The sequence below is a fragment of the Micromonospora sp. CA-249363 genome, assembly GCF_050950185.1.
In the GTDB taxonomy this organism is placed as follows: domain Bacteria; phylum Actinomycetota; class Actinomycetes; order Mycobacteriales; family Micromonosporaceae; genus Micromonospora.
Genome location: NZ_CP192020.1, coordinates 6830125 through 6853482, shown reverse-complemented (window position 1 = coordinate 6853482; position 23358 = coordinate 6830125). Strand labels below are relative to the sequence as shown.

The 23358-nt window shown below is 72.0% G+C and carries 24 protein-coding genes; 9 read left to right on the top strand and 15 right to left on the bottom strand.

Annotation, left to right across the window (positions count from 1 at the left end; translation table 11 throughout):
- Positions 1–15: 15 nt before the first annotated feature.
- The 3 genes from ACQPZK_RS30875 to ACQPZK_RS30865 all read right to left on the bottom strand — a co-directional run bounded on the left by ACQPZK_RS30875 (position 16) and on the right by ACQPZK_RS30865 (position 3817).
- Complete coding sequence (locus ACQPZK_RS30875; protein WP_433536235.1) at positions 16–1710, bottom strand: DUF4153 domain-containing protein; 1695 nt, start codon at positions 1708–1710, stop codon at positions 16–18.
- Positions 1711–2069: 359 nt separating this feature from the next.
- Positions 2070–3143: a HAMP domain-containing sensor histidine kinase gene (locus ACQPZK_RS30870; protein ID WP_433536234.1), complete on the bottom strand. Its 1074-nt coding sequence runs from the start codon at positions 3141–3143 to the stop codon at positions 2070–2072.
- Complete coding sequence (locus ACQPZK_RS30865) at positions 3140–3817, bottom strand: response regulator transcription factor (protein WP_433536233.1); 678 nt, start codon at positions 3815–3817, stop codon at positions 3140–3142. Before ACQPZK_RS30865 ends, ACQPZK_RS30870 begins: the two co-directional genes overlap by 4 nt.
- 183 nt (positions 3818–4000) lie before the next feature.
- Here ACQPZK_RS30865 and ACQPZK_RS30860 point away from each other — a divergent pair, with 183 nt between their 5' ends.
- On the top strand, positions 4001–4552 hold the full coding sequence (locus ACQPZK_RS30860) for a Uma2 family endonuclease (RefSeq protein WP_433536232.1): 552 nt from the start codon (positions 4001–4003) through the stop codon (positions 4550–4552).
- A gap of 28 nt (positions 4553–4580) precedes the next feature.
- Here the strand turns inward: ACQPZK_RS30860 and ACQPZK_RS30855 are convergent, their stop codons facing one another.
- The 5 genes from ACQPZK_RS30855 to ACQPZK_RS30835 all read right to left on the bottom strand — a co-directional run bounded on the left by ACQPZK_RS30855 (position 4581) and on the right by ACQPZK_RS30835 (position 10021).
- On the bottom strand, positions 4581–5243 hold the full coding sequence (locus ACQPZK_RS30855) for a DUF5701 family protein (RefSeq protein WP_433536231.1): 663 nt from the start codon (positions 5241–5243) through the stop codon (positions 4581–4583).
- A gap of 66 nt (positions 5244–5309) precedes the next feature.
- Complete coding sequence (locus tag ACQPZK_RS30850; RefSeq protein WP_053651534.1) at positions 5310–6068, bottom strand: LytR/AlgR family response regulator transcription factor; 759 nt, start codon at positions 6066–6068, stop codon at positions 5310–5312.
- Complete coding sequence (locus ACQPZK_RS30845) at positions 6065–7291, bottom strand: sensor histidine kinase (protein WP_433536230.1); 1227 nt, start codon at positions 7289–7291, stop codon at positions 6065–6067. The genes ACQPZK_RS30850 and ACQPZK_RS30845 overlap by 4 nt, the downstream gene beginning before the upstream one ends.
- 32 nt (positions 7292–7323) lie before the next feature.
- Positions 7324–8895: a sugar transferase gene (locus ACQPZK_RS30840; RefSeq protein WP_421476426.1), complete on the bottom strand. Its 1572-nt coding sequence runs from the start codon at positions 8893–8895 to the stop codon at positions 7324–7326.
- 265 nt (positions 8896–9160) lie between these two features.
- On the bottom strand, positions 9161–10021 hold the full coding sequence (locus ACQPZK_RS30835) for an Fpg/Nei family DNA glycosylase (protein WP_433536229.1): 861 nt from the start codon (positions 10019–10021) through the stop codon (positions 9161–9163).
- 24 nt (positions 10022–10045) lie between these two features.
- Here ACQPZK_RS30835 and ACQPZK_RS30830 point away from each other — a divergent pair, with 24 nt between their 5' ends.
- Positions 10046–11314, top strand: coding sequence for a glycosyltransferase (locus ACQPZK_RS30830; RefSeq protein ID WP_433536228.1), 1269 nt, complete (start codon positions 10046–10048; stop codon positions 11312–11314).
- A 380-nt stretch (positions 11315–11694) separates the two neighbouring features.
- Here ACQPZK_RS30830 and ACQPZK_RS30825 read toward each other — a convergent pair whose 3' ends face one another.
- The 5 genes from ACQPZK_RS30825 to ACQPZK_RS30805 form a co-directional block, all read right to left on the bottom strand.
- Entirely contained in the window at positions 11695–12417 is a 723-nt protein-coding gene (locus ACQPZK_RS30825) for a CDP-alcohol phosphatidyltransferase family protein (RefSeq protein ID WP_433536227.1), read from the bottom strand.
- Positions 12392–13459 carry an iron-containing alcohol dehydrogenase family protein gene (locus ACQPZK_RS30820; RefSeq protein ID WP_433536226.1) on the bottom strand — a complete coding sequence of 356 codons (1068 nt, stop codon included), beginning with the start codon at positions 13457–13459 and terminating at the stop codon, positions 12392–12394. Before ACQPZK_RS30820 ends, ACQPZK_RS30825 begins: the two co-directional genes overlap by 26 nt.
- Complete coding sequence (locus tag ACQPZK_RS30815; RefSeq protein WP_433536225.1) at positions 13447–14178, bottom strand: sugar phosphate nucleotidyltransferase; 732 nt, start codon at positions 14176–14178, stop codon at positions 13447–13449. The genes ACQPZK_RS30820 and ACQPZK_RS30815 overlap by 13 nt, the downstream gene beginning before the upstream one ends.
- 77 nt (positions 14179–14255) lie before the next feature.
- A complete protein-coding gene (locus tag ACQPZK_RS30810) occupies positions 14256–15023 on the bottom strand; it encodes a hypothetical protein (protein ID WP_433536224.1) in 768 nt (255 codons plus the stop codon).
- Positions 15020–15469 (bottom strand): NUDIX hydrolase, encoded by a 450-nt coding sequence (locus ACQPZK_RS30805; protein WP_433536223.1) that lies wholly within the window; start codon positions 15467–15469, stop codon positions 15020–15022. The genes ACQPZK_RS30810 and ACQPZK_RS30805 overlap by 4 nt, the downstream gene beginning before the upstream one ends.
- A 114-nt stretch (positions 15470–15583) precedes the next feature.
- Here ACQPZK_RS30805 and ACQPZK_RS30800 point away from each other — a divergent pair, with 114 nt between their 5' ends.
- The 4 genes from ACQPZK_RS30800 (at position 15584) to corA (ending at position 19176) form a co-directional block, all read left to right on the top strand.
- Entirely contained in the window at positions 15584–15976 is a 393-nt protein-coding gene (locus ACQPZK_RS30800; RefSeq protein ID WP_433536222.1) for a CBS domain-containing protein, read from the top strand.
- An 83-nt stretch (positions 15977–16059) separates the two neighbouring features.
- The gene (locus ACQPZK_RS30795; RefSeq protein WP_433536221.1) at positions 16060–16518 is read left to right on the top strand and encodes an ester cyclase; all 459 of its coding nucleotides are present in this window, start codon (positions 16060–16062) and stop codon (positions 16516–16518) included.
- A gap of 106 nt (positions 16519–16624) precedes the next feature.
- The gene (locus ACQPZK_RS30790; protein WP_433536220.1) at positions 16625–17719 is read left to right on the top strand and encodes a PLP-dependent aminotransferase family protein; all 1095 of its coding nucleotides are present in this window, start codon (positions 16625–16627) and stop codon (positions 17717–17719) included.
- A 308-nt stretch (positions 17720–18027) separates the two neighbouring features.
- Complete coding sequence (gene corA / locus ACQPZK_RS30785; protein WP_433536219.1) at positions 18028–19176, top strand: magnesium/cobalt transporter CorA; 1149 nt, start codon at positions 18028–18030, stop codon at positions 19174–19176.
- A gap of 92 nt (positions 19177–19268) precedes the next feature.
- On the opposite strand, the gene ACQPZK_RS30780 is transcribed toward corA, so the two are convergent.
- The gene (locus ACQPZK_RS30780) at positions 19269–20036 is read right to left on the bottom strand and encodes a hypothetical protein (protein WP_433536218.1); all 768 of its coding nucleotides are present in this window, start codon (positions 20034–20036) and stop codon (positions 19269–19271) included.
- 84 nt (positions 20037–20120) lie between these two features.
- Between ACQPZK_RS30780 and ACQPZK_RS30775 the strand changes: the two genes are divergently transcribed.
- Positions 20121–20651, top strand: coding sequence for a peptidylprolyl isomerase (locus tag ACQPZK_RS30775; RefSeq protein ID WP_422737443.1), 531 nt, complete (start codon positions 20121–20123; stop codon positions 20649–20651).
- 100 nt (positions 20652–20751) lie between these two features.
- Positions 20752–21663: a rhomboid family intramembrane serine protease gene (locus ACQPZK_RS30770; RefSeq protein WP_433536217.1), complete on the top strand. Its 912-nt coding sequence runs from the start codon at positions 20752–20754 to the stop codon at positions 21661–21663.
- Here the strand turns inward: ACQPZK_RS30770 and ACQPZK_RS30765 are convergent.
- Positions 21656–22084: a PH domain-containing protein gene (locus tag ACQPZK_RS30765; RefSeq protein WP_433536216.1), complete on the bottom strand. Its 429-nt coding sequence runs from the start codon at positions 22082–22084 to the stop codon at positions 21656–21658. The two genes, ACQPZK_RS30770 and ACQPZK_RS30765, sit on opposite strands and share 8 nt — an antisense overlap.
- Before the next feature lie 80 nt (positions 22085–22164).
- Between ACQPZK_RS30765 and ACQPZK_RS30760 the strand changes: the two genes are divergently transcribed.
- Positions 22165–23337, top strand: coding sequence for a thiolase family protein (locus ACQPZK_RS30760; protein WP_433536215.1), 1173 nt, complete (start codon positions 22165–22167; stop codon positions 23335–23337).
- The last annotated feature ends 21 nt before the right edge of the window (positions 23338–23358 follow it).

Sequence of the window (23358 nt, the reverse complement as noted above, 5' to 3'; positions counted from 1 at the left end):
GTCAAGCGCCGACGCTCACCAGTCGCGCGGGACGAGGCAGTGCGACGCTGGGCCGATCACCGGGATCCGGTCCAGCTCGGGGCGGGCGCGCTCCCGTCCGAGGTTCGTCGCCCAGAGGCCGTCCCGGGGCAGTTCGACGGCGAGCCGGGACAGAGCGCAGATCCGCACCGGCTCGGGCAGCCGGGCCAGGGCGGGTACGGCGTCCGCCGACAGACCGGACACGTAGTCGACGTCCAACCGGCCGGTCTCCAGGTACCTGTCGACGTTCCGGTCGGCGATCAGCCGGTCGGGGTTGACCAGAGCCAACCCGAGCAGCGCCAGCACCGCCGTGCCGATCACCAGGCGGGGCAGCCAGGTGGCGCGCAGCCGTACCACCGCCACACCGACCAGCACGAACACCAGCCCGAGCCACAGTTCGACGGTCGCCACGACGAGCCGCAGGCGGGTGGCGCCGTACGCGTCGGCGTAGACCTGCATCCGGTAGAGCGCCGAGGCGACGATCACCAGGCTGAGGGCGGTGAGCGCCCCGAGCAGCGTGCGGACCAGCAGCCGGTCCGCGCGTGTCGCCTTCGGTGCCCGGCGGGCGGCGACGGCGATCACCAGCAGGGTGAGGCCGGTGACGGCGAGCAGTTGCCAGAAGCCACTGCGCGCGTACTGCGCGTAGGTCAACCCCGCCGTACGCAGCACGTGCCCCGAGCCGCCGAACAGCACCGTCAACTGGACCAGTACGAACGCCGCGAACAGGGCGTCGAGCAGCACCAGCGGCACCGTCCACTCCAGCCGGTGCGCCGGTCGGCCCGGCCCGGGCCGCAGCCCGTCGAGGTCGGGCGGGCGACTGACCAGGTACGCGGCCGCCAGCAGAGCACCGCCGATCAGCAGCAGACGGAACGTCCACCCGATCGTGCCGGGCACCGAGATGTCGGGCAACAAGCCGCTGACCAGGTCGGCGAAGACCGCGTCTGCCGAGGAGAAGAGCAACCCGAACAGCATCAGCAGGCCGGCGGAGATCGCCACGCTGGTCAGGACCCGTCCGACGGCGATCCCCGAATTGGCCGGTCGGGTGTCGCGCAGCCCGCGTACCGCCCAGGGAAGCGCCCGTACCGCCGCGGCCGGCGGCAGGGTCGCGGCCAGCAGCATCCCGAGCGGGCTCCGCCCGCCGGTCACCGCGAGCGTCCCGGTCACCACGGCGGCGAGCAGGCAGAGCGCGAAGAGCCAACCGGCCGCCCGGACCGTGCCCACGCCCACCAACGCGACGGTCGCGGCAGCCCAGACGACCTGCGCCGCCCGCCCCGATGCCCCCGTGGCATCGGGACGGGCGGCGGCCGCCAGGGTGGCCTGGGCTGCCGGGCCGGTCTGGCTGGGCGGCGTGGTCGGGTTGGTCGGCGTGATCTGGGCTGCCGGCGTCGCCGAAGCGGCCCGGCCGGCCGCTGCGGTCGGAGTGGCCGGGGTGACCCGGGCCGCCGGTGTGGCCGGGGAGGCCTGACCGGCCGACGTGGCCGACGTGACCTGGGCTGTCGGGGTGGTCGGGCTGGGCTGGCCGGTTGCGACGGGCTGGGTCGCCGGAGACGCCGGAGACGGCGGGGTGGGTGGCGTGGCCGTCGCCGACGCGGGTGCGGTGGTCGACGGTCTGGCCCGAACGGCGGCGGCGACGGTGAGCGCGGCGGTACCGGCCAGCACGGCCACCAGCCAACCGAGTCCGGGACGAACCATCGTGAGAGTCGACGCGCCGAGGACGGCAGCCGCCGTCAGGACCGCCAGGACGAGCGGGCGCGCGGCACCCGATGGCCCTGGCCAACGCCGCTCGATCAGCGACGGTGGCCGGGGCACGGCCGCCATCGGCTGCGGCCAGGCCGGGATCGGCCGTCCCGCAGGGCCCATGGCCGTTACCGCTGGGCCGCCAGGTGGCGGTGCCGCTGGGCCGCCAGGTGGCGGTGCCGCTGGGCCACCAGGCGGCGGTACGGCTGGGCCACTGGTCGGCGGTGCCGACGGGCTGGCTGTCGGCCGCGCCGCTGGATCGGCGACCGGCGTCGCCGGACCGCTGGTCGGAGGCGGAGTGCTGCCAGGGGTGGTCATGCGACCTCTCCTCGGTGTGGTCCGTTGTTCGGGATGGTGACCTGGATGCGGCAGCCCGGACGGACGCCCTTGGTGGCGCCGACCGGGTCGAGGACCGCGATCCGACCGCCGTGGAGTTCGACGACCCAGCGGGCGATGGCCAGGCCGAGGCCGGTTCCACCACCGGCGGCGCGGTCGCCACGCGTGAATCGTTCGAACACCCGGGACCGCTCGGCCGTCGGGATGCCCTGCCCTTCGTCGCTGACCTCGAAGTGGAGCTGGCCGGCGTGCTCCTCCGCGCTCACCCGTACGGTGCCGCCCGGTGGGCTGTGGCGCGCCGCGTTGTCGAGCAGGTTGGCGAACACCTGGTGCAACCGCCACGGGTCGGCGCGCACGGTCAACGGTGTCGCCAACTCGTGCAGCCGGAAGTCCACGTCGAGGCCCGCGCCGGCCGCGCTGGCGGTGGCGTGCTCCACCGCCTCGTCGAGGAAGTCCCCCACGTCGATGGTGACCCGGCGCAGCGGCACCACCCCGGCGTCGAGACGGGACAGGTCGAGCAGGTCGGCGACGAGATGCCCGAGCCGCTCGGTCTGGGACAGCGCCGCGCGCAGGGCCGCCGGCTCCGGTTCGGCCACCCCGTCCACCATGTTCTCCAGCACGCCCTGCAACGCCGTGATCGGCGTCCGCAGCTCGTGGGAGACGTTGGCGATCAGCTCACGCCGCCGCTGGTCCGCCGCGTGCAGGTCCTCGGCCATCTTGTTGAACGCCTGGGCCAGTTCGCCCACCTCGTCCCGGGAGGTGGCGCGTACCCGACGGGTGTAGTCGCCGCGGGCCATCGCCCCGGCGGCGGCCGTCATCTCGCGCAGCGGCGAGGTCATCCCGTGGGCGAGCACCTGCGAGGTGACCAGCGCGATGCAGATGGAGGTGATCGCCGTGCCCGGTGGGAGCCAGCCGATGCCGTACCAGAAGTAGCCGATGGCCACCGCCCAGGAGGCGACCAGCAGCGCGCCGAGCTTCATCTTGATCGAGCGGACCGGGTCGAGGGGGCGGGGCAGCACCCGGTCCAGCCAGTCGGCCAGCCGGCCGGTCACGCGGGGACCTCCAGGGCGTACCCGACGCCGTGGACGGTCCGGATCAGGTCGGCGCCGAGCTTGCGTCGCAGGGCCTTCACGTGGCTGTCCACCGTGCGGGTGCCGGTGCCGTCGGCCCAACCCCACACGTCGGCGAGCAGTCGCTCCCGGGGAAGCACCGTGCGGGGTCGCCCGGCGAGGTGCAGCAGGAGGTCGAACTCGGTCGGCGTGAGGTGCACCTCCGCGCCGGCCCGGCGTACCCGCCGCTCGGTTTCGTTGATCTCGATGTCGCCGAGGCGGATGGCGGGTGGCGCGGGGGTCGCGGCCCGTTCCATGCGGCGCAGCAGCACGTGGACGCGGGCGGCCAGCTCGCGCATCGAGAACGGCTTGGTGAGGTAGTCGTCCGCGCCGACGGCGAGCCCGACGAGCAGATCCGTCTCGTCGTCGCGGGCGGTGAGCATCAGCACCGGAACCGGCCGGACGGCCTGGATACGCCGGCACACCTCCAGACCGTCGAAGCCGGGCAGCATCACGTCGAGGACGACGAGATCCGGCTGTCCGGCCCGGAACCGCTCGACCGCGCTGGGGCCGTCCGTGGCGATCTCCACGACGAAACCCTCGGCGCGGAGTCGGGCGGCGACCGAGTCGGCGATGGTGCGTTCGTCCTCGACGACCAGGACGCGGCGTTCCTTCATGGGGTCTGACTGTAGGGAGCCGCCGTGGAGATCAGTGGGTGGCGTTGTGAACAACCTGTGGAGAACCGGCCGGACCTGTGGATAACTCGGTGCTGATGCCGGCCGGCCTCCCCGAACGCCCGAGGTTCGTTGTGGACGACCAGCCGAGCTGTCAGGGTGGACCGGTAGAGAGGAGGTGTGACGGTGACCAATCCTGCCCGGCCCGGCCGAGGTGACGCCTGGACGGTGGACGACCTCCAGGGCCTCCCCGAGGACAACCAGGTCTACGAGATCTTCGACGGGAGTCTGCTCGTGTCCCCCCATGCGGACGTCTTCCACGGCGCGGTCGCCAACCGCCTCCGCCGGCTCCTCGACCGGCAGGCACCGGCCAGCGTGCTCGTCGGGCAGGACATCGGCGTCAGCGCCAAGCGCTCGTCGTACTTCGTCCCGGATCTGTTCGTCGCGCACGAGAGCGCGATGGATCGAGGTGGCGCCGCGCTCGACCCGGTCGACGTGCTCCTCGTCGTCGAGGTGATCTCGCCCAGTAAGGCCGGTCGCGACCTGGTGCTGAAACGGCACGAGTACGCGGCGGCCGGCATCCCGCTCTACTGGCTGGTGGAGCCCCGCAAGCAGACCTTGACGGTGCTTGTGAACGGCCCGGGCGGTTACCGCGAGCAGGCAGCCGTCGGCACGGGCGAGGTCTACCGCAGCGAGCAGCCGTTCCCCCTCACGCTCGCGCTCGCCGACATCTTCTGACCGGGTTCGTGCTGGGCGGTTGCCGGGCTCAGTCCAGGCCGACGCGCTCGGGCCGGGCCGAGGCGGAGCCGAGCCAGGTGTGCGGGTTGCCGTACCAGCACCAGCCCAGCTTCGGCGCGCCCTGGCTGATCCACAGCGCCGGTACCCGCTTGTCGCCGCACCGCGAGCCGACCAGCGAGAAGCACCTGTTGCTGGCCAACGACTCGGGATACAGCGTGATGAAGGCGAGCCCCTCGTCGATGGTGAGCGGAAGCCGATCCTGGGCGGTCATGCCCTCCATGGCCGCCGCCGGAGCGAGGTTGCGGAACTCCTCACCACGGTCGACGTCGAAGAGGAGGTACGCCGGCCCGGCGGGCACCTCCAGCTCCTTGATCGGGTCGAAGCGCGGCAGGTCGTCCTCGGCGTAGTGCCGGTCGAGGAAGCCGGGCTTGCGCTTGCCGGCCAGGGTGGTGAGTTCGAGTCGGGGCTCCACGCCGATGAGGTCGCGCGTGACGACCAGCAGGAAGGGCGCCCGCGCGTCGGTGGGCCCGGGCAGGCCGGCGGCACCGTCGACCGCTCGGGATCGCAGGGGCGCGACCAGGTCGCGGAAGGCGCTCTCGGTCATCCCGGCAAGTGTGGGGTAGCCCAACCGCACCAGGTTGTCGACCTGGCTGTCGAACTCGGTCTCGGCGTCGAACGGGGTTTCGGTCACGGCGGCCCTCCCGGATGTCGTACGGCCTAGCGTACAACGTACGGGATGACTGCCGGCATTCCCGCTTCAGCGACTCCAGTCCTGCTTCGCGGCCCGGACCAGCTTGTCCTTCAGCTCGCGGGTATGCCGCCGGCTCACCGGCAGCTCGGTGGAGTCGACCACCACCACGTAGCCGGAGTTCACCAGGCGCAGTTCGGCGATCAACTTCAACTGCACGAGGTACGACCGGTGCACCCGCACGAAACCCGCATCCGCCCAGCGCTCGGCGAGCGTGGCCAGCGAGACCCGTACCAGGTGCGACCCCTCGGCGGTGTGCAGCCGGGCGTAGTCACCCTGTGCCTCCACCCACCGCACGGCCGAGCGGGGCAGCATGCGGGTCGTCCCGGCCAGCTCGATCGGGATCGTCGGATCCTCCTCGGCCCGGGCCAGCGCCGCCGGGTGCGACGGCACCACCCGTGACCCGATCACCCGCCGCAGCGACTCGGCCAGCCGTTCGGCGCGTACCGGTTTGCGGACGTAGTCCGTGGCGCCCAGATCGAAGGCGTCCACCGCACCGTCGTCGTACGCGGTGACGAACACGATCGCCGGCGGCCGGGCGAACCGGCGCAGCACCCGGGCCAGCTCCATGCCGTCCAGGCCGGGCATCCGGATGTCCAGGAAGACCACGTCCACGTCGCCGTCGCGCAGCAGCCGCAGCGCCTCGGTGGCGTCCCCGGCCGTGTGCAGCCGGGCCACCCGAGGGTCGGCCCGCAGGTGGTACGCCAACTCGTCGAGCGCGGGCGGCTCGTCGTCCACCGCCAGCACCCGCAGGAAACCGGTGGTCACGACCCTGCCCGTACGCCCGGGTGGAACTTCGGCACCCGCATGCTCACCCGCGTGCCCGAGCCCAGCCCGGTCTCGACGACCAGACCGAAACGGTCCCCGAAGACCGAGCGCAGCCGCTCGTCGACGTTGGAGAGGCCGACGTGCTGGCCCGTGTCGTCGCCCGGGTCGCCGGTGCTGCGGGCCAGCTCGGCGATACCGGCGGTAAGCGTGGTCGGATCCATACCCACCCCGTCGTCCTCCACCGTGATGTGGCATTCGGCGCCCGCGTCCCGGGCCTCGATGCTCACCATGCCCGTGCCCGGCTTGCGGGACAACCCGTGGCGAACCGCGTTCTCCACCAGCGGCTGGAGGCAGAGGAACGGCAGTGTCACCGGCAGCACCTCAGGTGCGATCTGCAACCGCACCTGCAACCGGTCACCGAAACGGGCCCGCTCGATCGTCAGGTACCTGTCGATCGACCGCAGCTCCTCGGCGAGCGTCGTGAACTCGCCGTGCGCGCGGAAGGAGTACCTGGTGAACTCCGCGAACTCCAGGATCAGCTCCCGGGCGCGCTCCGGGTCGGTGCGGACGAACGAACCGATCGCGGTCAACGCGTTGTAGATGAAGTGCGGGCTGATCTGCGCCCGCAACGCCCGGATCTCGGCCCGCGCCAGCCGCTCCCGGGACGAGTCCAGCTCGGCCAGGGCGAGCTGGTTGCCGGCCCAGTGCGCGGTCTCCAGGGTGGCTTGCACCAGCCCCGGCGCCGGCGCGTTGTCGGCGATCGCCACCAGCGCCCCGACCACCCGGGCGTCGGCGCCGTGCAGGGGCGCGACAACGGCACCACGGATCGGGCAGTCCACCCGGTCGCAGCGCAGGTCGGACTCCCCGAGCACGGTCGACCGCCCGGAGCTGACCGACCGCTGGGCCGCCGCGAGCAGTTGCTCGCCGTGGTGCGTGCCGCGTCCGTCGAGGGCGAGCACCTCGTCGGCGTCCGTGAGCGCCAGCCCGACCGCGCCCACCAGGGCTCGCAGATGGCGTACGGCCTTCGCCGCGCCCGCCGCGCTCAGTCCGGCCCGCAGCGGCTCGGCGGCCAGCCCGGCGGTGTGCAGCACCTCGTAGGTGGCCCGCTGGGTGGCGGTGGCGATGCCGCGCCGGGCGCGCAGTCGCAGCACCGCCAGCAGAGCCGCGGTCAGCGCGGTGACCAGCGAGACGACGCCGACGACGGCGGAGAGGTTGCCACCCACGCAGCGATCCTGACGGCTCGCCGCCGCCGGCGCTAGTACGCGCCCTTACGGGCGAGCACCACTCCGACGGTGCGCCACAGGATGCTCAGGTCGTACGCCAGCGACCAGTTGTCGACGTAGTAGAGGTCGAGCCGGACGGCCTCGTCCCACGACAGGTCGGAGCGGCCGGAGACCTGCCACAGCCCGGTCATGCCGGGGCGTACCAGCAGACGGCGTCGGACATCGCCCAGGAAGTCGCCGTCGTCGGCGGGCAGCGGGCGCGGCCCGACAAGCGACATCTCACCCCAGAGCACGTTGATCAACTGCGGCAGCTCGTCCAGCGACGAGGCCCGCAGGAAGCGGCCCACCGGGAAGACCCGGGGATCCTGCTTCATCTTGAACAGCATGCCGTCGGTCTCGTTCTGGTCGGTGAGGCTGGCCAGCCGGTCCTCGGCGTCGACGTACATCGTCCGGAACTTCCACACCCGGAACGTGCGCCCCTCGTGCCCCACCCGAGGCTGCCGGAAGAAGACCGGCCCGGGGTCGGAGATCCGGATCGCCACCGCGATCGAGATGAAGAGCGGGATCAGCAGCAGCAGGCCGAGGCCGGCGGCGACGCGGTCCATCAGGTTCTTGGCCAGCAGCGCCGGCCCGGAGAGGGTCGGCTCCTCGACGTGCAGCAGCGGCAGACCCTCGATCGGCCGGATGTGCACCCGCGGGCCGGCGATGTCGGTCAACTGCGGGGCGACCACGAGATCCACCCCGGAACCTTCGAGCTGCCAGGCCAGTCGGCGCAGTTCACCCGGCTCGGCGCTGGCCGACCCGCACACGGCGATGGTGTCCCCGCCGACCTCGCGGACCAGGGCGAGGACATCGCGGCCGGAGTGCACGGGCACCGGCGTCGGCACCCCACGGGCCGCCGCGTAGCCGTCGGTGATGTGGATGGCGACCGGCATCAGGCCGGCGGCCGGGCTACGGGTGACCGCCGCGTAGACCTCCAGGCACTCCGGCAGAGTGCCGACCAGCACCATCCGGTGCGCGGCCTGACCGGCCCGCCGACGGATGTAGTGCAGCGCCCAGCGGGCCACGAAACGGCACCACAGGATCAGCAGCAGCGCCCCGAGCAGCGCCGTGCCCACCGTCCACCGCGACAGCGCGGTCTTGGTGGCGAAGGCGAGGAAGGAGACGCTGGCCGCGACCGTGACCGCGGCCCTGATGACCCGCTTGAACTCGTCCGGGCCGAGCCCCAGATACCGCCGGTCGTACGCCCGGTTGCTCCAGAGGATGACCACCCAGCCCAGCGGCAGCAGCAGGTAGGAGATGGTGTGGAACCAGGTCGGGTCCTGGTTGGTGCCGGAGAAACCCGAGGCGGCCTGGTCGAAGAGTTGGATCGCGATCCAACTGGCGAACGCCGCCGCCCCGAAGTCGAGCAGCAGCAGAATCGCGGTGTACGGGCGGTGCCAACGGGAGACACGGCGTCGCGCCCTGGCCCACGCCGACCGGGGTACGCCGTTGTGTGACGGCGGAGTCGGCGGCTGGATCTCGAAGCTGTCGACGTGCCGCACGAGTCTGCTCCGGCCTTCGTTGGATACCGGGCGCTGGAGGCTTGCCGTCACCTCACCCATGTCCTCCCGCATGACACGTGCCGCTCACTCGCCGTGAGGGCCCGGGTCGCCCACCGTCCCAGTCTCCCACGCGGGCTCCGGCCGGTCGCCGCCCCGCAGGAGATTGGCGACCGATGGTGTCGGCGGGATTCTGGCCGGCTCCGCACCATTTCAGAAGCCGGGGACCGGGCCACTATACCGATGGATGCGCCTGTGGCGAGAACGGTGGACGGGAGGTTCGGCTCACTCGGGACGATTCCGCTCCGTAGTCGCCTCATGGGATTACTCACCGTACGAGACGGGACAACCGTCGGTCAGCGAGCGGCTTGCCGCCCGTCTGGCAGGTGGCGCAGTACTGCAGGCTCGAGTCGGCGAACGAGACTTCCCGCACCGTGTCGCCACAGACCGGGCAGGGCAGGCCGGTACGGGCGTGCACCTTCAGCCCGGACCGCTTCTCGCCCTTTAGTTCGGCGGCACGCTGACCGAGGGACCGTTCGACGGCGTCGCCGAGCACCTGCCGCGTCGCCGCGTGCAGGGTGGCGAGCTGGGCGTCGGTGAGCCGATCGGTGATCGCGAACGGGGACAGCTTCGCCGTGTGCAGGATCTCGTCCGAGTACGCGTTACCCACCCCGGACAGCACCGACTGGTCGGTCAACACCCCCTTGACCTGCCCGCGTCGGCTGCGCAGCCGCTCGGCGAAGGTGGGCAGGTCGGCGGCGAGCGCGTCGGGACCCAGCTTGGCCACCCCGGGCACCGTCGCCGGGTCGGTGACCAGGTACGCGGCCAGCTTCTTCTGCGTACCGGCCTCGGTGAGGTCGAAGCCGGAGCCGTCGTCGAGCCGGACCCGCACCGCGATCGGGCCCTTGCCGGGGCGCAGCGGCGTCGAGGAGGGGAACGCCTCTCGGTAGTGCAGCCAGCCCGCCCGGGCCAGGTGCACCACGAGATGCAGGTCACCCTCGATGACGACGTCGAGGAACTTGCCGTGCCGACGGGCGTCGACCACCGTCTTGCCGGCGACCGCCGTGGGTGCCGGGTCGTACGTCTTCAGGGCGCTGATCGCGGCGATCTCCAGCCGGTCGACACGCCGCCCCACCGCGCGCTGCCGCAGGTAACCCGCGAGCGCTTCAACCTCCGGTAGTTCGGGCACCAGCCAACGGTAGCCTTCTTTCCCGTGAGAATCGTGGTGGCGCACAACCGGTACCGGGAAGCTCAGCCCTCCGGCGAGAACACGATCGTCGACGCGGAGATCGCCCAGCTCACCGCGGCCGGCGTCGAGGTGCTGCCCTTCATCCGCAGCTCGGACGAGATCCCCTCGATGTCGAAGGCGGCCAAGGCGCTGCTGCCGATCTCACCGATCTGGGCGCCGCGTGCCCAGCAGGACCTGAGCCGGCTGCTCACCGAGCACCGCCCGGACGTCCTGCACCTGCACAACCCGTACCCCCTGATCTCGCCCTGGGTGGTGCGGACCGCGCACCGGCACGGCGTGCCGGTGGTGCAGACGGTGCACAACTACCGGCAGGTCTGCTCTTCGGGGATCTACTTCCGGGACGGGGTGATCTGCCAGGACTGCAAGGGCCGGGCGCTGGGGGTGCCGGCGATCAGGCACCGGTGCTACCGGGACTCGGCGGCGCAGAGCGCGCTGATGGCGACCACCCTGGCCGTGCACCGGGGCACCTGGCGGTCGGTGGACCGGTTCATCGCGCTCACCACGGCCATCGCCGACCACCTGCGTGACTACGGCATTCCGGACGACCGGATCGTGGTGAAGCCGAACGCCGTCCCCGATCCGGGTCGACCGGCCCCGCTCGGTGACGGCTTCCTCTACATGGCCCGGCTCTCCCCCGAGAAGGGCGTCGACCTGCTGCTGGACGCCTGGCGGCGGCACCCGGTTGGCACCCTGGGCACGCTGCGGATCGCCGGCGACGGCGAGCTGCGCCCGCTGGTCGAGGCCGCCGCCGCCGAGCGACCCGACGTCGTCTACCTCGGGCAGCTCGACCGCGCCGGGGTACGGGCCGCGGTCGAGGCCAGCGCCGTGGTGATCGCGGCGTCCATGTGGCACGACGTGCTACCGACCGTGATCATCGAGGCGTTGGCGAGCGGGCGGCCCGTGCTCGGCACCGCGTTGGGCGGCATCCCGTACCTGGTGGGAGCGGACGCCCCGCACGAGCCCGCCGGCACCGGCCCGGCCGAGACCGCCTCGGCGGTCGCCGGGGGCGGTGGCCCGGTCATGCCGGCCGGGATCGGTCTGGGTGATGCCGGCTGGGTCGTCGCCCCGGAGCCGGCTGCGCTCGCCGCCGCCCTGCCGGTCGCCCGAGCCGGCGCGGCCGGGCTGACCCTGGCAGCCCGCGCCCGCTACGAGCGCACCTTCCACCCCGACGTGGTGACGAAGCAGCTCATCGACATCTACGCCAGCCTGGCCCACACCCCCAGCCCGGCCTGACGCGAGCCTGCGCGCCGCCGCCGCCGTCGTTGGCGCGCGCCGTCGTGACGGCGGAGGAGCGCACCTATTGCTCGCCTCCTTTGCTCTGCTTCAGCGGAGGAAACAGGCGGCGTCCGATTATCGGACGTCAGGTGTTTCCTGGGTTGAAGCAGAGCAAAGGACGACTTGAACACCTTGTCGCCCTTGCCGGGCACGGGCACGGGCACGGGCAGCGCTGGTCGGCTGGGCGGCACTCCTTCCCGCCAGATCCGCGCAGCATCAGGGATGTTGCTGCCTCCGGCGCTGTGAAGGCAGCAACATCGGGGAAGTTGTGCGGATCTTGCGGGCTGCCGGGGTCGGCGCGGGGTGGGCGCGGCGCCGCGGGGCCGGTGGGCTGTGGGTCAGCGCAGGGAGGCTCGGGCGGAGAAGGCGATGCTCGCCAGCAGGAAGCCACCGTTGACGATGGTGAATGCGACCAGCACCCAGAGGACCAACGCGGGGGCTACGGCGAGGACCAGGGCGGCCAGGAAGATGACCGCGCCGTAGTCGCGGACCAGCTTCACGAGGCGTACGGGCAGCGAGGTCGAGGTGACCATGCTGGCGGCGTTGGGGCCGGCCTGCATCACCGACGTGACCAGGTTGACCATCCAGGTGCCCGCGAAGGTCGCCACCAGCCAGGTCGGGGTGGACGGCTCCTGCGCGACGGCGGTGGCGGCCAGCGCGGCCACCAGCGCGATCTGCGCGGCCACGTCGCAGAGGATGTCGATCCGGGCACCCGCCGGGCTGCCCTGGCCGGTCACCCGGGCGAGCTGCCCGTCCGCGCAGTCCAGGGAGTACGCCACCTGCCAGCCGACCAGAGCGACGAGGCCGACCACCCAGGCCGGTACGTCACCGTCCGCGACCGGCCCGGCGAGCGCGACCACGGTCACGGAGGTGGCCAGGCCGAGCACCAGGTTGGTGAGGGTCAGCGCGGTCGGGCGCAGTCCGAGGCGTTGCGCGACCAGCGCGAAGACCGCGCCGAGCCACTGGCTGATCGACTCGCTGAACAGGCCGCCACCCCGGTTGACCCGGTGGAAGTCGGCGACGGTGGGACGGGGGTCAGCCAAGCTGGTCGCGGATTGCACCGGCGTAGTCTGCCAGCCGCTCCCGCGTCTCGGTAGGCGACAGGGCCAGGTGCTCGAGGATGGTGTAGCGGTCCGGTCGGGTACGCGGCGCGAACTGCACCGCCTCGACGAACTGGTCGTCGGTGAGCGCCACCTCGGCGGGGAGTCGGGGCAGACCGTGCCGGGCGAGGCAGGCCGACATCTCCTCGAAGCGGCGTAGGTCACCGCGCAGCCAGGTGCAGAACAGCGCACCCAGCCCGGCCAACTCGCCGTGCGAGGCGGTCCCGGGGTAGAGCGAGTCGACCGCGTGCATGATCTCGTGGCAGCCGCCGCTGGACGGTCGGCTGGTGCCGCACACCGCCATCGCCAGGCCGCTGGAGATCAACGCCTCGGCCAGCACCGTGACGAAGGAGTCGTCGGTCATGTCGCCGGGGTGGTGGAGCACCGCCTCGGCGCCCGCCCGGGAGAGGGAGGCGGCCAGTCCGTCGACCGGCTCGCCGCGTACCTGCCGGGACAGTTCCCAGTCGGCCAGCGCGCTGATGTTGCTGATCACGTCGCCGATGCCGGCCCGGTTGTGCCGGTCCGGGCCGCTCTCCACGAAGTCCAGGTCGACGATCACCGCGATCGGGATGTGCACCCCGTAGGAGCCCTTGATCCCGTCCGTGATGAGGCTGGCCACCGGGGAGCCGATCCCGTCGTTGGCGAGGCTGGTCGCCACCGACACCATCGGCAACCCTCGCCGGGTGGCCGCGTACTTGGCCACGTCGATGGTCTTGCCGCCGCCGATCCCGACGACCGCGTCGTACGAGCGGGCGCGCAGCTTGCCACCGAGATCGTCGGCGGCGTCCAGGGTCGCCCCGGCGACGGTGAACACGTCGGCGGATCGCAGCGACGGCCGGATCAGCTCGGCGATCTGGGCACCCTGACCGGGCCCGACCACCACCGCGACGTCGCCGCCGGCGGAGATGCGTCCGTCGGCCAGGATCGTGGCCAGGTCGGCGACCGCCCCGCGTCGCACGTCGATGTGCAGCGGGGTGAGGACGCTCCGGGCTAGTAGCGGCACGCGATCTCCCGCGCGCGGGCCAGGTCGGCGTGGTTGTCGACCTCCACCCACGGCACGTCACCGATCGGCGCGGCCCGCACCTCGCCACCACGGTCGGCGAACTCCTGGTAACCGTCCTCGTAGTAGAGGTTCGGGTCCCGCCGCCAGGTCGCCTCCAGCGCGTCGGCGAGGGCCTCGGCGACCTGCGGCTCGATCAGCGTCGCGCCGATGTACTCCCCGTACGCCTCGCCCGGGTCCATGATCTTGGTGATCCGGGTGAGCTGGCCGGCCGCGTCGAAGGTGGTCTTCATCTCCTCCTCGGCCAGCGGCTTGAGGGTGTCCACCGCGAGCAGGATGCCCGGCCCGCGCTCGGCCAGCAGGGTCTTCTCCACGCTCACCGGGTGCACGGTGTCGCCGTTGACCAGCAGGACGCCGCGCGCGAAGTGCTCCCGGGCCAGCCAGAGCGAGTACGCGTTGTTCCACTCCTCGGCCTTGTCGTTGTGCACCAGGGTGAGCGTGACCCCGTACTTCTTCTCCAGGTCGGCCTGCCGCGTGCGGACCGCGTCCGCCGCGTAGCCGACCACGATCACGATGTCGGTGAGCCCGACCTCGGCGAGGTTGCCCAGCGCGATGTCGAGAATCGTGATCTCGCCGTCCACCGGCACCAGCGCCTTCGGCAACGTGTCGGTGTACGGGCGCAGCCGACGCCCCGCCCCGGCCGCGAGCACCATTCCGATCATCGCGACATCCTCCCTCGTCCTGCTCCCGTCACCGGTGGAGGATAGCCCTGGGGAGCCCGGCGACTCCGGCCAACCGGTCAGCCGGGCAGCGTCGCCAGGTCGGCCAGCATGGTCAGCCGCTCCTCGGCGGCGAGCACGGCGTACGGCCCGGCGGCCCGGCGGTCGGTCTCCAGCTCGATGGCGAGCCGCTCCGGGCCGGGCGGCAGGGCGGTGACGCTGGACGCCGTGTGCCCCGCGGCGGTCCAGGCGGCGGCGTGCGCGTCAGCGCGGTGATAGCGCAGCGTGCCGAGTCGGTTGAGCAGCAGCACGCCGGGCGGGGTGCCGTCCGGCTCGTGCGGGGGCGCGAGCGCGGCGAAGGCGGAACCGCTCCGGGTCCCCTCCTCGTCGGCGAGCACGAGGGCGTACGCCACCAGCCGTCCGAGCACGGCCACCAGTCGGGCCACCCGCTCGTCGTGCCCGGACCACAGTTCCTCGGTGACCTCGGCATGCACCTGATACAGCTCGGCGAGGAAGGCGGCACCCCGCTCGGTGGCGGAGAGGGCGCCGTCCGGGCTCCGGTAGATCATCCCGTGGGCCACCTGCTTGTCCACGGCCCGTCGGCAGGCGATCGGGTCCCGGTACCTGGTGATCGCCGCGAACCCCGCCCCGTCGACGGCGCCACCGGGCGCGGCCAGCCGGGTCCGCAGGTCGACGAGGAAACCGGTCGCCGCCGGCCCGCCGTACCGCTGGCTCAGCTCGGCGCCACCCCAGTCGTGGCCGGCGGACATGCCGGCGCGGAAGACCCGGTCCACGGCCGGGGCGAGCAGTCCGGCGATCCGGTGCGGCGGCAGCTCGACGGCGTTCACCGGCCGATCGACCGCAGAAGCGCGAAGCCCTCCTCCGCGATCCGCCGGATCAGGCCGTCGTTGACGTCGCGGTTCTCGTCCAGCACGGTCACCTCGTGCTCGGCCAGCCAGCGGTGTTCGGTGTGCTTGCCCGCCTCCAACCTCGGGTGGCCGAGGTCGCCGTCCACGCGCACCAGGAAGTCGTACTCGACGCGGGCCAGGCCGTCGTCGCCGACGTAGTGGTATTCGCCCACCTGACCGAGGACGTCCGAGACGAACCAACCGGTCTCCTCGGTGACCTCCCGGCGCAGCGCCTCGTCGATCTCCTCGCCCGGTTCCAGGTGGCCGCCGACGATGTCCCAGCAGTCGGGAAAGAGGCGCCGGTGCGGTGAGCGGCGCTGGAAGAAGATGCGGTCGTCACGGTCGACGATCAACGCGCCGGCGCAGCGCAGGGGCTCGGTGGACACGCGTCGACAGTAGCGAGCGCCGCCGCATCCCGACGATGTCCGGTCTTGTCCTGGAAACATCCACGGACGACCATGTCCGTACCGAATGCCACGGTCCCAAAGGGGTGATGCGTGATGCAGGTACGGGAAGCAATGTCCAGCCAGGTCCTCGTCGTCGGTCCGGAGCACACGCTCCGCCAGGCGGCCCGGATGATGTCGGCCCGCGGTGTCGGGTCGGCGGTCGTGATCGACCCCGAGTCCGAGGGGGTCGGCATCATGACCGAACGTGACGTGTTGAAGGCCATCGGCGCAGGTCTCGACTGCGACACCGAACGCACCGGCGCCCACCTCACCTGGGACGTCGTGTACGCGGGGCCGGAGTGGACGGTCGCCGAGGCGGCCGCCGCGATGGCCCGGGGTGGATTCCGGCACCTCGTGGTGCTCGACGGCGGCGAGGTGGCCGGGGTGATCTCGGTGCGGGACATCATGCGCGTCTGGGCCCAGAGCGAGGTGGCCGTCACGACCTGAACCGCGCAGGTGTGCCGGGCTGGATCGAAGGGTAAGGATCCCTCGCGGGCGCGGAAATGCCGTGGCCCGCGAGGGAGGGCCCGATGCGTGACGCGGAGCGCCTGGTCGAGCAGCAGTACGCGATGCTCCTACGCCGGGACGTGGCCCGACTGCCGGACCTGTACGCCTCGGAGGCGTTCTACTCGATGCCGGGCGTCACGGTCCGACCGATCGAGCTGCCGGCGCTGCTGCGCACCTGGACGGGGGCCTTTCCGGATCTGCTGATCGACCCGCTGGGCTCGGTGCGTACGTCCGGCGGCGCGGCCGTGGAGCTACGCCTCAGCGGCACCCACACCGGCACGTTGCACTCGCCGTACGGCACCGTCGCTCCGACCGGCCGCTCGGTGAGCTGGGAGGTCGCCGACGTGGTCCGGGTACGCCGGGGCCGGATCGTCGCGTGGCGCTCCTACTTCGACTGGAGCCGGCTCCTCGACTCGCTCGGCGTGCAGTTTGACGGCCTCTCCCGGGCGGCGCAGCACGACTCGCTCGCACTTCCGGCCTGACAAGTCGCCGACCGGCCCCGCCGGGTCACCCGTCCCGGTGGCTCAGGATGCGGACATCGCCGTGCCGTCGGCGCGTTCCCCGCCGCCGCCCGTACGCTCAATATCCATGACCGCCGAGCAGCTGATCTCCTTTGCCCGTGGGGCCCCGTCGCTGGACATCGTCGATGTCGAAGGGCTCAAGGCCGCCGCCGTACGCGCCTTCGACGCCGATCCCGCGGGGGTCACGGCGTACGGCACCTCCGTCGGCTACGTTCCGCTGCGCAAGTGGATCGCCGAGAAGCACGGCGTCGCGGCCGACCAGGTGCTGGTCACCAACGGGTCGTTGCAGGCCGACGCGTTCCTCTTCGACCACCTGATCAGCCCCGGCGACGCGGTGGTCGTCGAGCGTCCGACGTACGACCGCACGCTGCTCAACCTCCAGCGGATGGGCAGCGAGCTGCACGGCGTCACCGTCCAGCCGGACGGCCTGGACACCGCCGAGCTGCGCAAGCTGCTGGAGTCCGGGGTGCGGCCCCGGCTGGCGCACGTCATCCCGAACTACCAGAACCCGGCCGGCGTGACGCTGTCGCTGGAGAAGCGCCGTGAGCTGCTCGACCTGGCCGCCGAGTACCACTTCACGATCTTCGAGGACGACCCGTACGCGGACATCCGCTTCCGGGGTGAGGCGCTGCCGTCGATGCTCTCGATGGACACCCGCAACGTCGTCGTGCACGCGTCGAGCTTCACGAAGACGGTCTGCCCGGGCGTACGCGTCGGCTACCTGGTCGGCCCGGCGGATCTGATCGCCGACATCGCCAAGAACGCGACGAGCCTCTACATCTCGCCCGGGATGGTGTCGCAGGCGATCGTGCACCAGTTCTGCGTCTCCGGCGACATCGACCGCTCGATCGAGACCGTCCGGGCGGCGCTGGGCGAGCGGGCCCAGGTGCTGGCCGAGTCGCTGCGCCGGCACCTGCCGCAGGCCCGGTTCGTCGAGCCCGACGGTGGCTACTTCCTGTGGGTGGAGTTCCCCGAGGACGTGCTGGTGGACCGACTCGCCCCGGCGGCGGCCGAGCGTGGGGTCGCCGTCGTCAAGGGCAGCGACTTCGTCCTCGAGGGCGGGCGGCACGCCCTGCGGCTGGCCTTCTCGGCGGTGACGGCGGACCGGATCGACGAGGGCGTTCGCCGGCTCGCGGAGGCCGTCGAGGCCAGCAGAAGCTGATCTTTCTGTCGGGTTCCCGACAGAAAGACGATGCCGGCCGCCCCAGGGCTCCCCAGCGGGCGGCCGGCGGCCCCACAATGCTGCGAGCGTCATCCGTCAGGTGTAGCGGGGATCACCACCCGGCCGCCCACGGGTCACGCGTGCAGCACAACCCCCGCCCCCACGGGCGCCGGGTGGGCCGTGTCGTCCCTTCACCCCCCGATGCGGCCCGGCCCGCCCGGCGCCGCACCCGCGACCGCCGTCACACCTGCCGATGGCCACCATCGGCGTAGCCTGCAAGCCGCAGGCGAGCGCGGGGAGGTGTCGCGATGACGGATCGGGCAGAGCGGGGCCGGACGGTGCCGCTGAACACATCTCGGGTGCTGCGACCCCGAGCCTGGCCGTCCCCGGTCCGGGCGATGACCCGGATGCTCAACGCCGACGGTTCGACACCCACCCCGGCGCCCTCCGGCAGCGGGCGCAGCGGAGTGGTCGACTGCGCGCTCTACATCGACGGCAAGCGGCAGCCCGGCGACTGGACGTACGCCGAGGCTCTGGAGGCCGCACGCCGCGAGGAGCACGGCTTCGTCTGGATCGGGCTGCACCAGCCCGAGCTGGCCGAGATGACGGCCATCGCCGAGACGTACGGTCTGCACGAGCTGGCCGTCGAGGACGCCGTGAAGGCCGAGCAGCGGCCCAAGCTGGAGCGCTTCGGCGAGGTGAGCTTCCTGGTGCTGCGCACCGCCCGTTACTGCGAGCACACCGAGCTGACCGAGACCTCCGAGGTCGTCGAGACCGGTCAGGTGATGCTCTTCATCGGCCCGAACTTCCTGATCAGCGTCCGGCACGGGGACGCCTGCCGGCTCTCCCCGGTCCGCGCGGACCTCGAGACCAAACAGGAGTTGCTGCTCCAGGGCCCGTGGGCGGTGGCGTACGGCGTGACCGACCGGGTGGTCGACCTCTACCTGGAGGTGGCCGAGCAGCTCGAGGACGACCTGGACCAGTTGGAGGCCGAGGTCTTCGACCGCAACAGCCACGGGCGTATCCAGCGGATCTACCAGATGAAGCGGGAGCTGGTGGAGTTCAAGCGCGCGGTGGTCCCGTTGCAGCGGCCGCTGATGAACCTGACCTCCCAGGTCAACCGGGACGTGCCGAAGGAGATCCGCAAGTACTTCCGGGACGTGCAGGACCACCTGAGCCGCACGGTCGAGCAGGTCAACTCGTACGACGATCTGCTGAACTCGATCCTCCAGGCGCGGCTGGCCCAGGTCAGCGTCGACCAGAACAACGACATGCGCAAGATCGCCGCGTGGGCGGCCATCGCCGCGGTCTGGACGTCCATCGCCGGTGTCGAGGGCATGAACTTCGAGAACATGCCCGAGCTGAAGATGACGTACGGCTATCCGGTGGCCCTGGCCCTCATGCTCGGGGTCTCGCTGGCCCTCTACCGGTGGTTCCGCCGCAACGGCTGGCTCTGACCGACGCGCGGCGGACGTAGCGCACGCGCCGAGCGCCGGCGCACGGGGGTGAGCCCGCGTGCCGGCGCTCGTTCGCGCTGCTGTCCGGGGGGTCAGCGGCGGCCGTTGGTACGGGCGGTGTCCTTGCCCAGCGCCTTGGTGAGGTCGTCGGTGGGGCGTCCCGACACGTCCTTGGCGCCCTCGGCGACCGACGGAACCTTGTCGGTCGGGCGGATGGCGGTCGGCTTGGCCGGAGCGGTGGTGCTGGCGCTGTCGCCGCCGGCCACCGCCGAGCTGCCCGCGCCGGTCATTCCGGAGATGGCGGACCCGTCGGACCCCTTGGTCGCGGACGGGGTACGCACCTCGATCGAGTCGACCTCGCTGCGCATCGGCTCCAGGGTGTGGGTCGGGTCGTACTCGGCCCACTCCTGCTGCTCGCGGCGGCGGCGCAGGGCGACCGCGCCGACCAGGCCGGCGACGGCGCCCGCGGCCAGCAGGCCGGTCATCTTCGAGCCGCGACGGCGCGGCTGCTTCTTCTTCCCCGTGATCCGCATGGTCTTCGACTTGGCCTTCCTGGTCAGCGGCCCTGCCTGCGCGGCGCCGTCACGAGCCGCCGCGGCCAGCGGTGCCAGCGTGGTGAGTGTCGTTCCCCAACCGGTCGACGCACGGTCGCGCACCTTCACCGCGGCCGGTCCGACGTAACCCCGGGCCGCCTGGACCCGCGGGCCGACCGACGCGCCGGCGCCCTTGGCGGCGTGGTTGGCTGCCTGCATCAGGTGGCTGATGCTCTGGTTCAGCTCTGCCTTCGCGAGCTGGCCCTGGGACTTACGCCGCCCGATTCCAAACACGGTCCTACCTCCTGGGAGTTGTTCCTTCGTCATCCTCCACCTTCGGATGCCTCCGCGATGCCAGATCGGGCACATGGGAGGATCCGCATGGAACTGACCAACGAGTGAGGAGTACCCGTGGCCGAGGCTGTCTACGCCACCCTGCACACCAACGCTGGCCCGATCCGGCTGGAGCTCTTCCCGAACCACGCGCCGAAGACCGTCCGCAACTTCGTCGACCTGGCCGAGGGCAACCGTGAGTACACCGACCCGCGCACCGGCCAGCCGGGCAACGGGCCGTACTACGACGGCACCATCTCGCACCGTGTGATCAGCGGTTTCATGGTCCAGATGGGCGACCCGACCGGCACCGGCCGGGGCGGGCCGGGCTACAAGTTCGCCGACGAGTTCCACCCGGACCTGCGCTTCGACCGTCCGTACCTGCTGGCGATGGCGAACGCCGGACCGGGCACCAACGGTTCGCAGTTCTTCATCACCGTGTCCCCGACGCCGCACCTCAACAACCGGCACACCATCTTCGGCCAGGTCGCCGACGAGGAGTCGGTGAAGGTCGTCGACTCGATCGCGAACACCCCGACCGGCCCGAGCGACCGTCCGCTGCAGGACGTCGTCATCGAGCGGGTCGAGATCGAGCGGTCTGCTGCCTGACGAAACCGCGAGGTACCTTTGCTCGCATGATTGAGCGCTCCGGAGCACCGCGCCGGCCGGCGTCGGTGCGTCGTGCGGTGGCGGACGGAGGGTCGACCCGGTGAGCGAGTCTCCGCCGACCACCCCGGTCTGCTACCGGCACCCCGGTCGGGAGACCTACATCCGGTGCACCCGCTGCGACCGGCCGATCTGTCCGGAGTGCATGCGAGAGGCGTCCGTCGGGCACCAGTGCCCGGAGTGCGTCAACGAGGGACGTCGTAGTGTCCGGCCGGCGCGTACCGCCTTCGGTGGCGGTGCCGCCGGCCGGCACGGCTACGTCACCAAGGCGCTCATCGCTCTGAACGTGTTGTTCTTCCTGCTCTCCATCGCCTCCGCCCGGTCCGGGACCGCGTTGGTGGGCGGGTCCGGTCTCGGCGGGCTGATGGGCAGCGGCACCCCGCTCACCGACTGGGGCTCGGTGATCGGGTTGGCGGTCCTTCCCGACGGGACGCTCGGCGGCGTCGCCGAGGGCCAGTGGTACCGCCTGGTCACCGCGATGTTCCTGCACTATGGCGTGATCCACCTGCTGCTCAACATGTGGGCGCTGTGGATTCTCGGCCGGTCGTTGGAGGTCAACCTCGGGCCGCTGCGCTTCGGCGCGCTCTATCTGATCGCCGGCCTTGGCGGAAACGTGGCGGCCTACCTGTTCAGCGCCCAGAACGCGGCCACCGCCGGCGCCTCCACCGCCGTCTTCGGTCTGTTCGCCGCGTTGATCATCGTCGGCCGCAAGCTCGGCCGGGACGTCTCCCAGGTGCTGCCCATCCTGGTGATCAACCTGGTGTTCACGCTGACGGTTCCCGGCATCTCGATCCCCGGACACCTCGGTGGCCTGGTGGTCGGCGGGGCGATGGCGGCGGTGCTCGCGTACGCGCCACGGGAGCGGCGCTCCCTGGTGCAGGTCGTCGGCACCGCGATCATCCTGCTGATCCTGCTCGCCGCGGTGGTCTTCCGAACCGCGCAACTGCTCAGCTGACCGGGCGGGCGTCCCGTAGCGCCCCGGCCACCTCTTCCGGGGTGGCTCCCAGGTCGTACCTGCCGAACAGGTGCAGCGACTCGCCCGCGTCGATCTCCAGGATCTCGCCGCTCAACCCCAGCCGTTGCCGGCGGTCCACGCTGATCGCCTCGACGGCCGACCAGGGCAGCAGCCGCCGGCCGGCGAAGCCGTGGATGACGGTGATCCCCGTCGGGTCGACCGTCAGCCGGACCGGCGCCACCAGGTCGCGTACCGCCCAGACGGCCAGCACGGCGGCGGCCACGCCGGCGACGACCAGCCGCACCGGGTCGCCGTCGGCGAACAGCAGGCCGAGGGCGATCAGCAGGACCGCGCCGGCCAGCTTGGCCGCCGGCAGGTTCGTCGGTACCCGCCACTGCCGCGCCGTGGAGATCTCATCCATCCGCCCAGCATGCCCGGGGGCGGACGGCCGGTCCACCGACGACGTAGGATCGGGGCAGCGCAAGTTACCGGGGAGTAAACATGAGTGACGCGGTCATCGTCGGCGCGGTACGCACCCCGGTCGGGAGGCGCAAGGGCGGTCTCGCCGGTGTCCACCCGGTCGACCTGTCGGCGCACGTGCTGCGCGCCCTCGCCGAGCGCACCGGCCTGGACCCGGCGCAGGTCGACGACGTCTTCTGGGGCTGCGTGTCCCAGGTCGGCGAGCAGTCGTGGAACATCGCCCGCAACGCCGTCCTCGCCGCCGGTTGGCCGGAGGCGGTGCCCGGCACCACGCTGGACCGGCAGTGCGGCTCCAGTCAGCAGGCTCTGCACTTCGCCGCCGCGACCGTGCTCTCCGGTCAGGCCGACCTGGTGGTCGCCGGCGGGGTCGAGTCGATGACCCGGGTGCCGATGGGTTCCAGCGTTGCGGACGGCCTGCCGTTCAGCGACCAGCTCCGCGCCCGCTACCGGGGCGTGGAGGGCTTCGCCGACGACGCGCCGTTGCCGTTCAACCAGGGTGTGGGCGCCGAGCTGATCGCGCGACGCTGGCGTTTCTCCCGTACGCAGCTCGACGAGTTCGCCCTCGCCAGCCACGAGAAGGCCGCCGCCGCACAGGACGCCGGGGCGTTCGACCCGGAGCTGGCCGCGGTACCCCTCGACGACGGCAGCACGTTCGCGGCCGACGAGGGCATCCGTCGGGACACCTCGCTGGACCGGCTCGCCGAGCTGCCCACTCCGTTCCGCACCGACGGCGTGGTCACCGCCGGGTCCGCGTCGCAGATCTCGGACGGCGCCGCCGCGCTCGCCGTGACCACGTCCGACTGGGCCAGCCGGCACGGCCTGCGCCCGCTGGCCCGCATCCACACCGCCGTGGTCGCCGCCGACGACCCGGTCACCATGCTCACCGCGCCCATCCCGGCCACCGCGAAGGCGCTGCGCCGCGCGGGGCTGGGCATCGAGGAGATCGGGGTGTACGAGGTGAACGAGGCGTTCGCCCCCGTACCGCTCGCCTGGCTGGCGGAGACCGAGGCGGACCCGGAGCGGCTGAACCCGCGCGGCGGGGCGATCGCCCTCGGACACCCGCTCGGTGGCTCCGGCGCGCGGATCATGACGACGATGTTGGCGCACATGCGGGACAACGGAATCCGCTACGGCCTGCAGACCATGTGCGAGGGCGGCGGGATGGCCAACGCGACGATCGTCGAGCTGGTCTGACCCGCCCCGGAAATGCTCTCG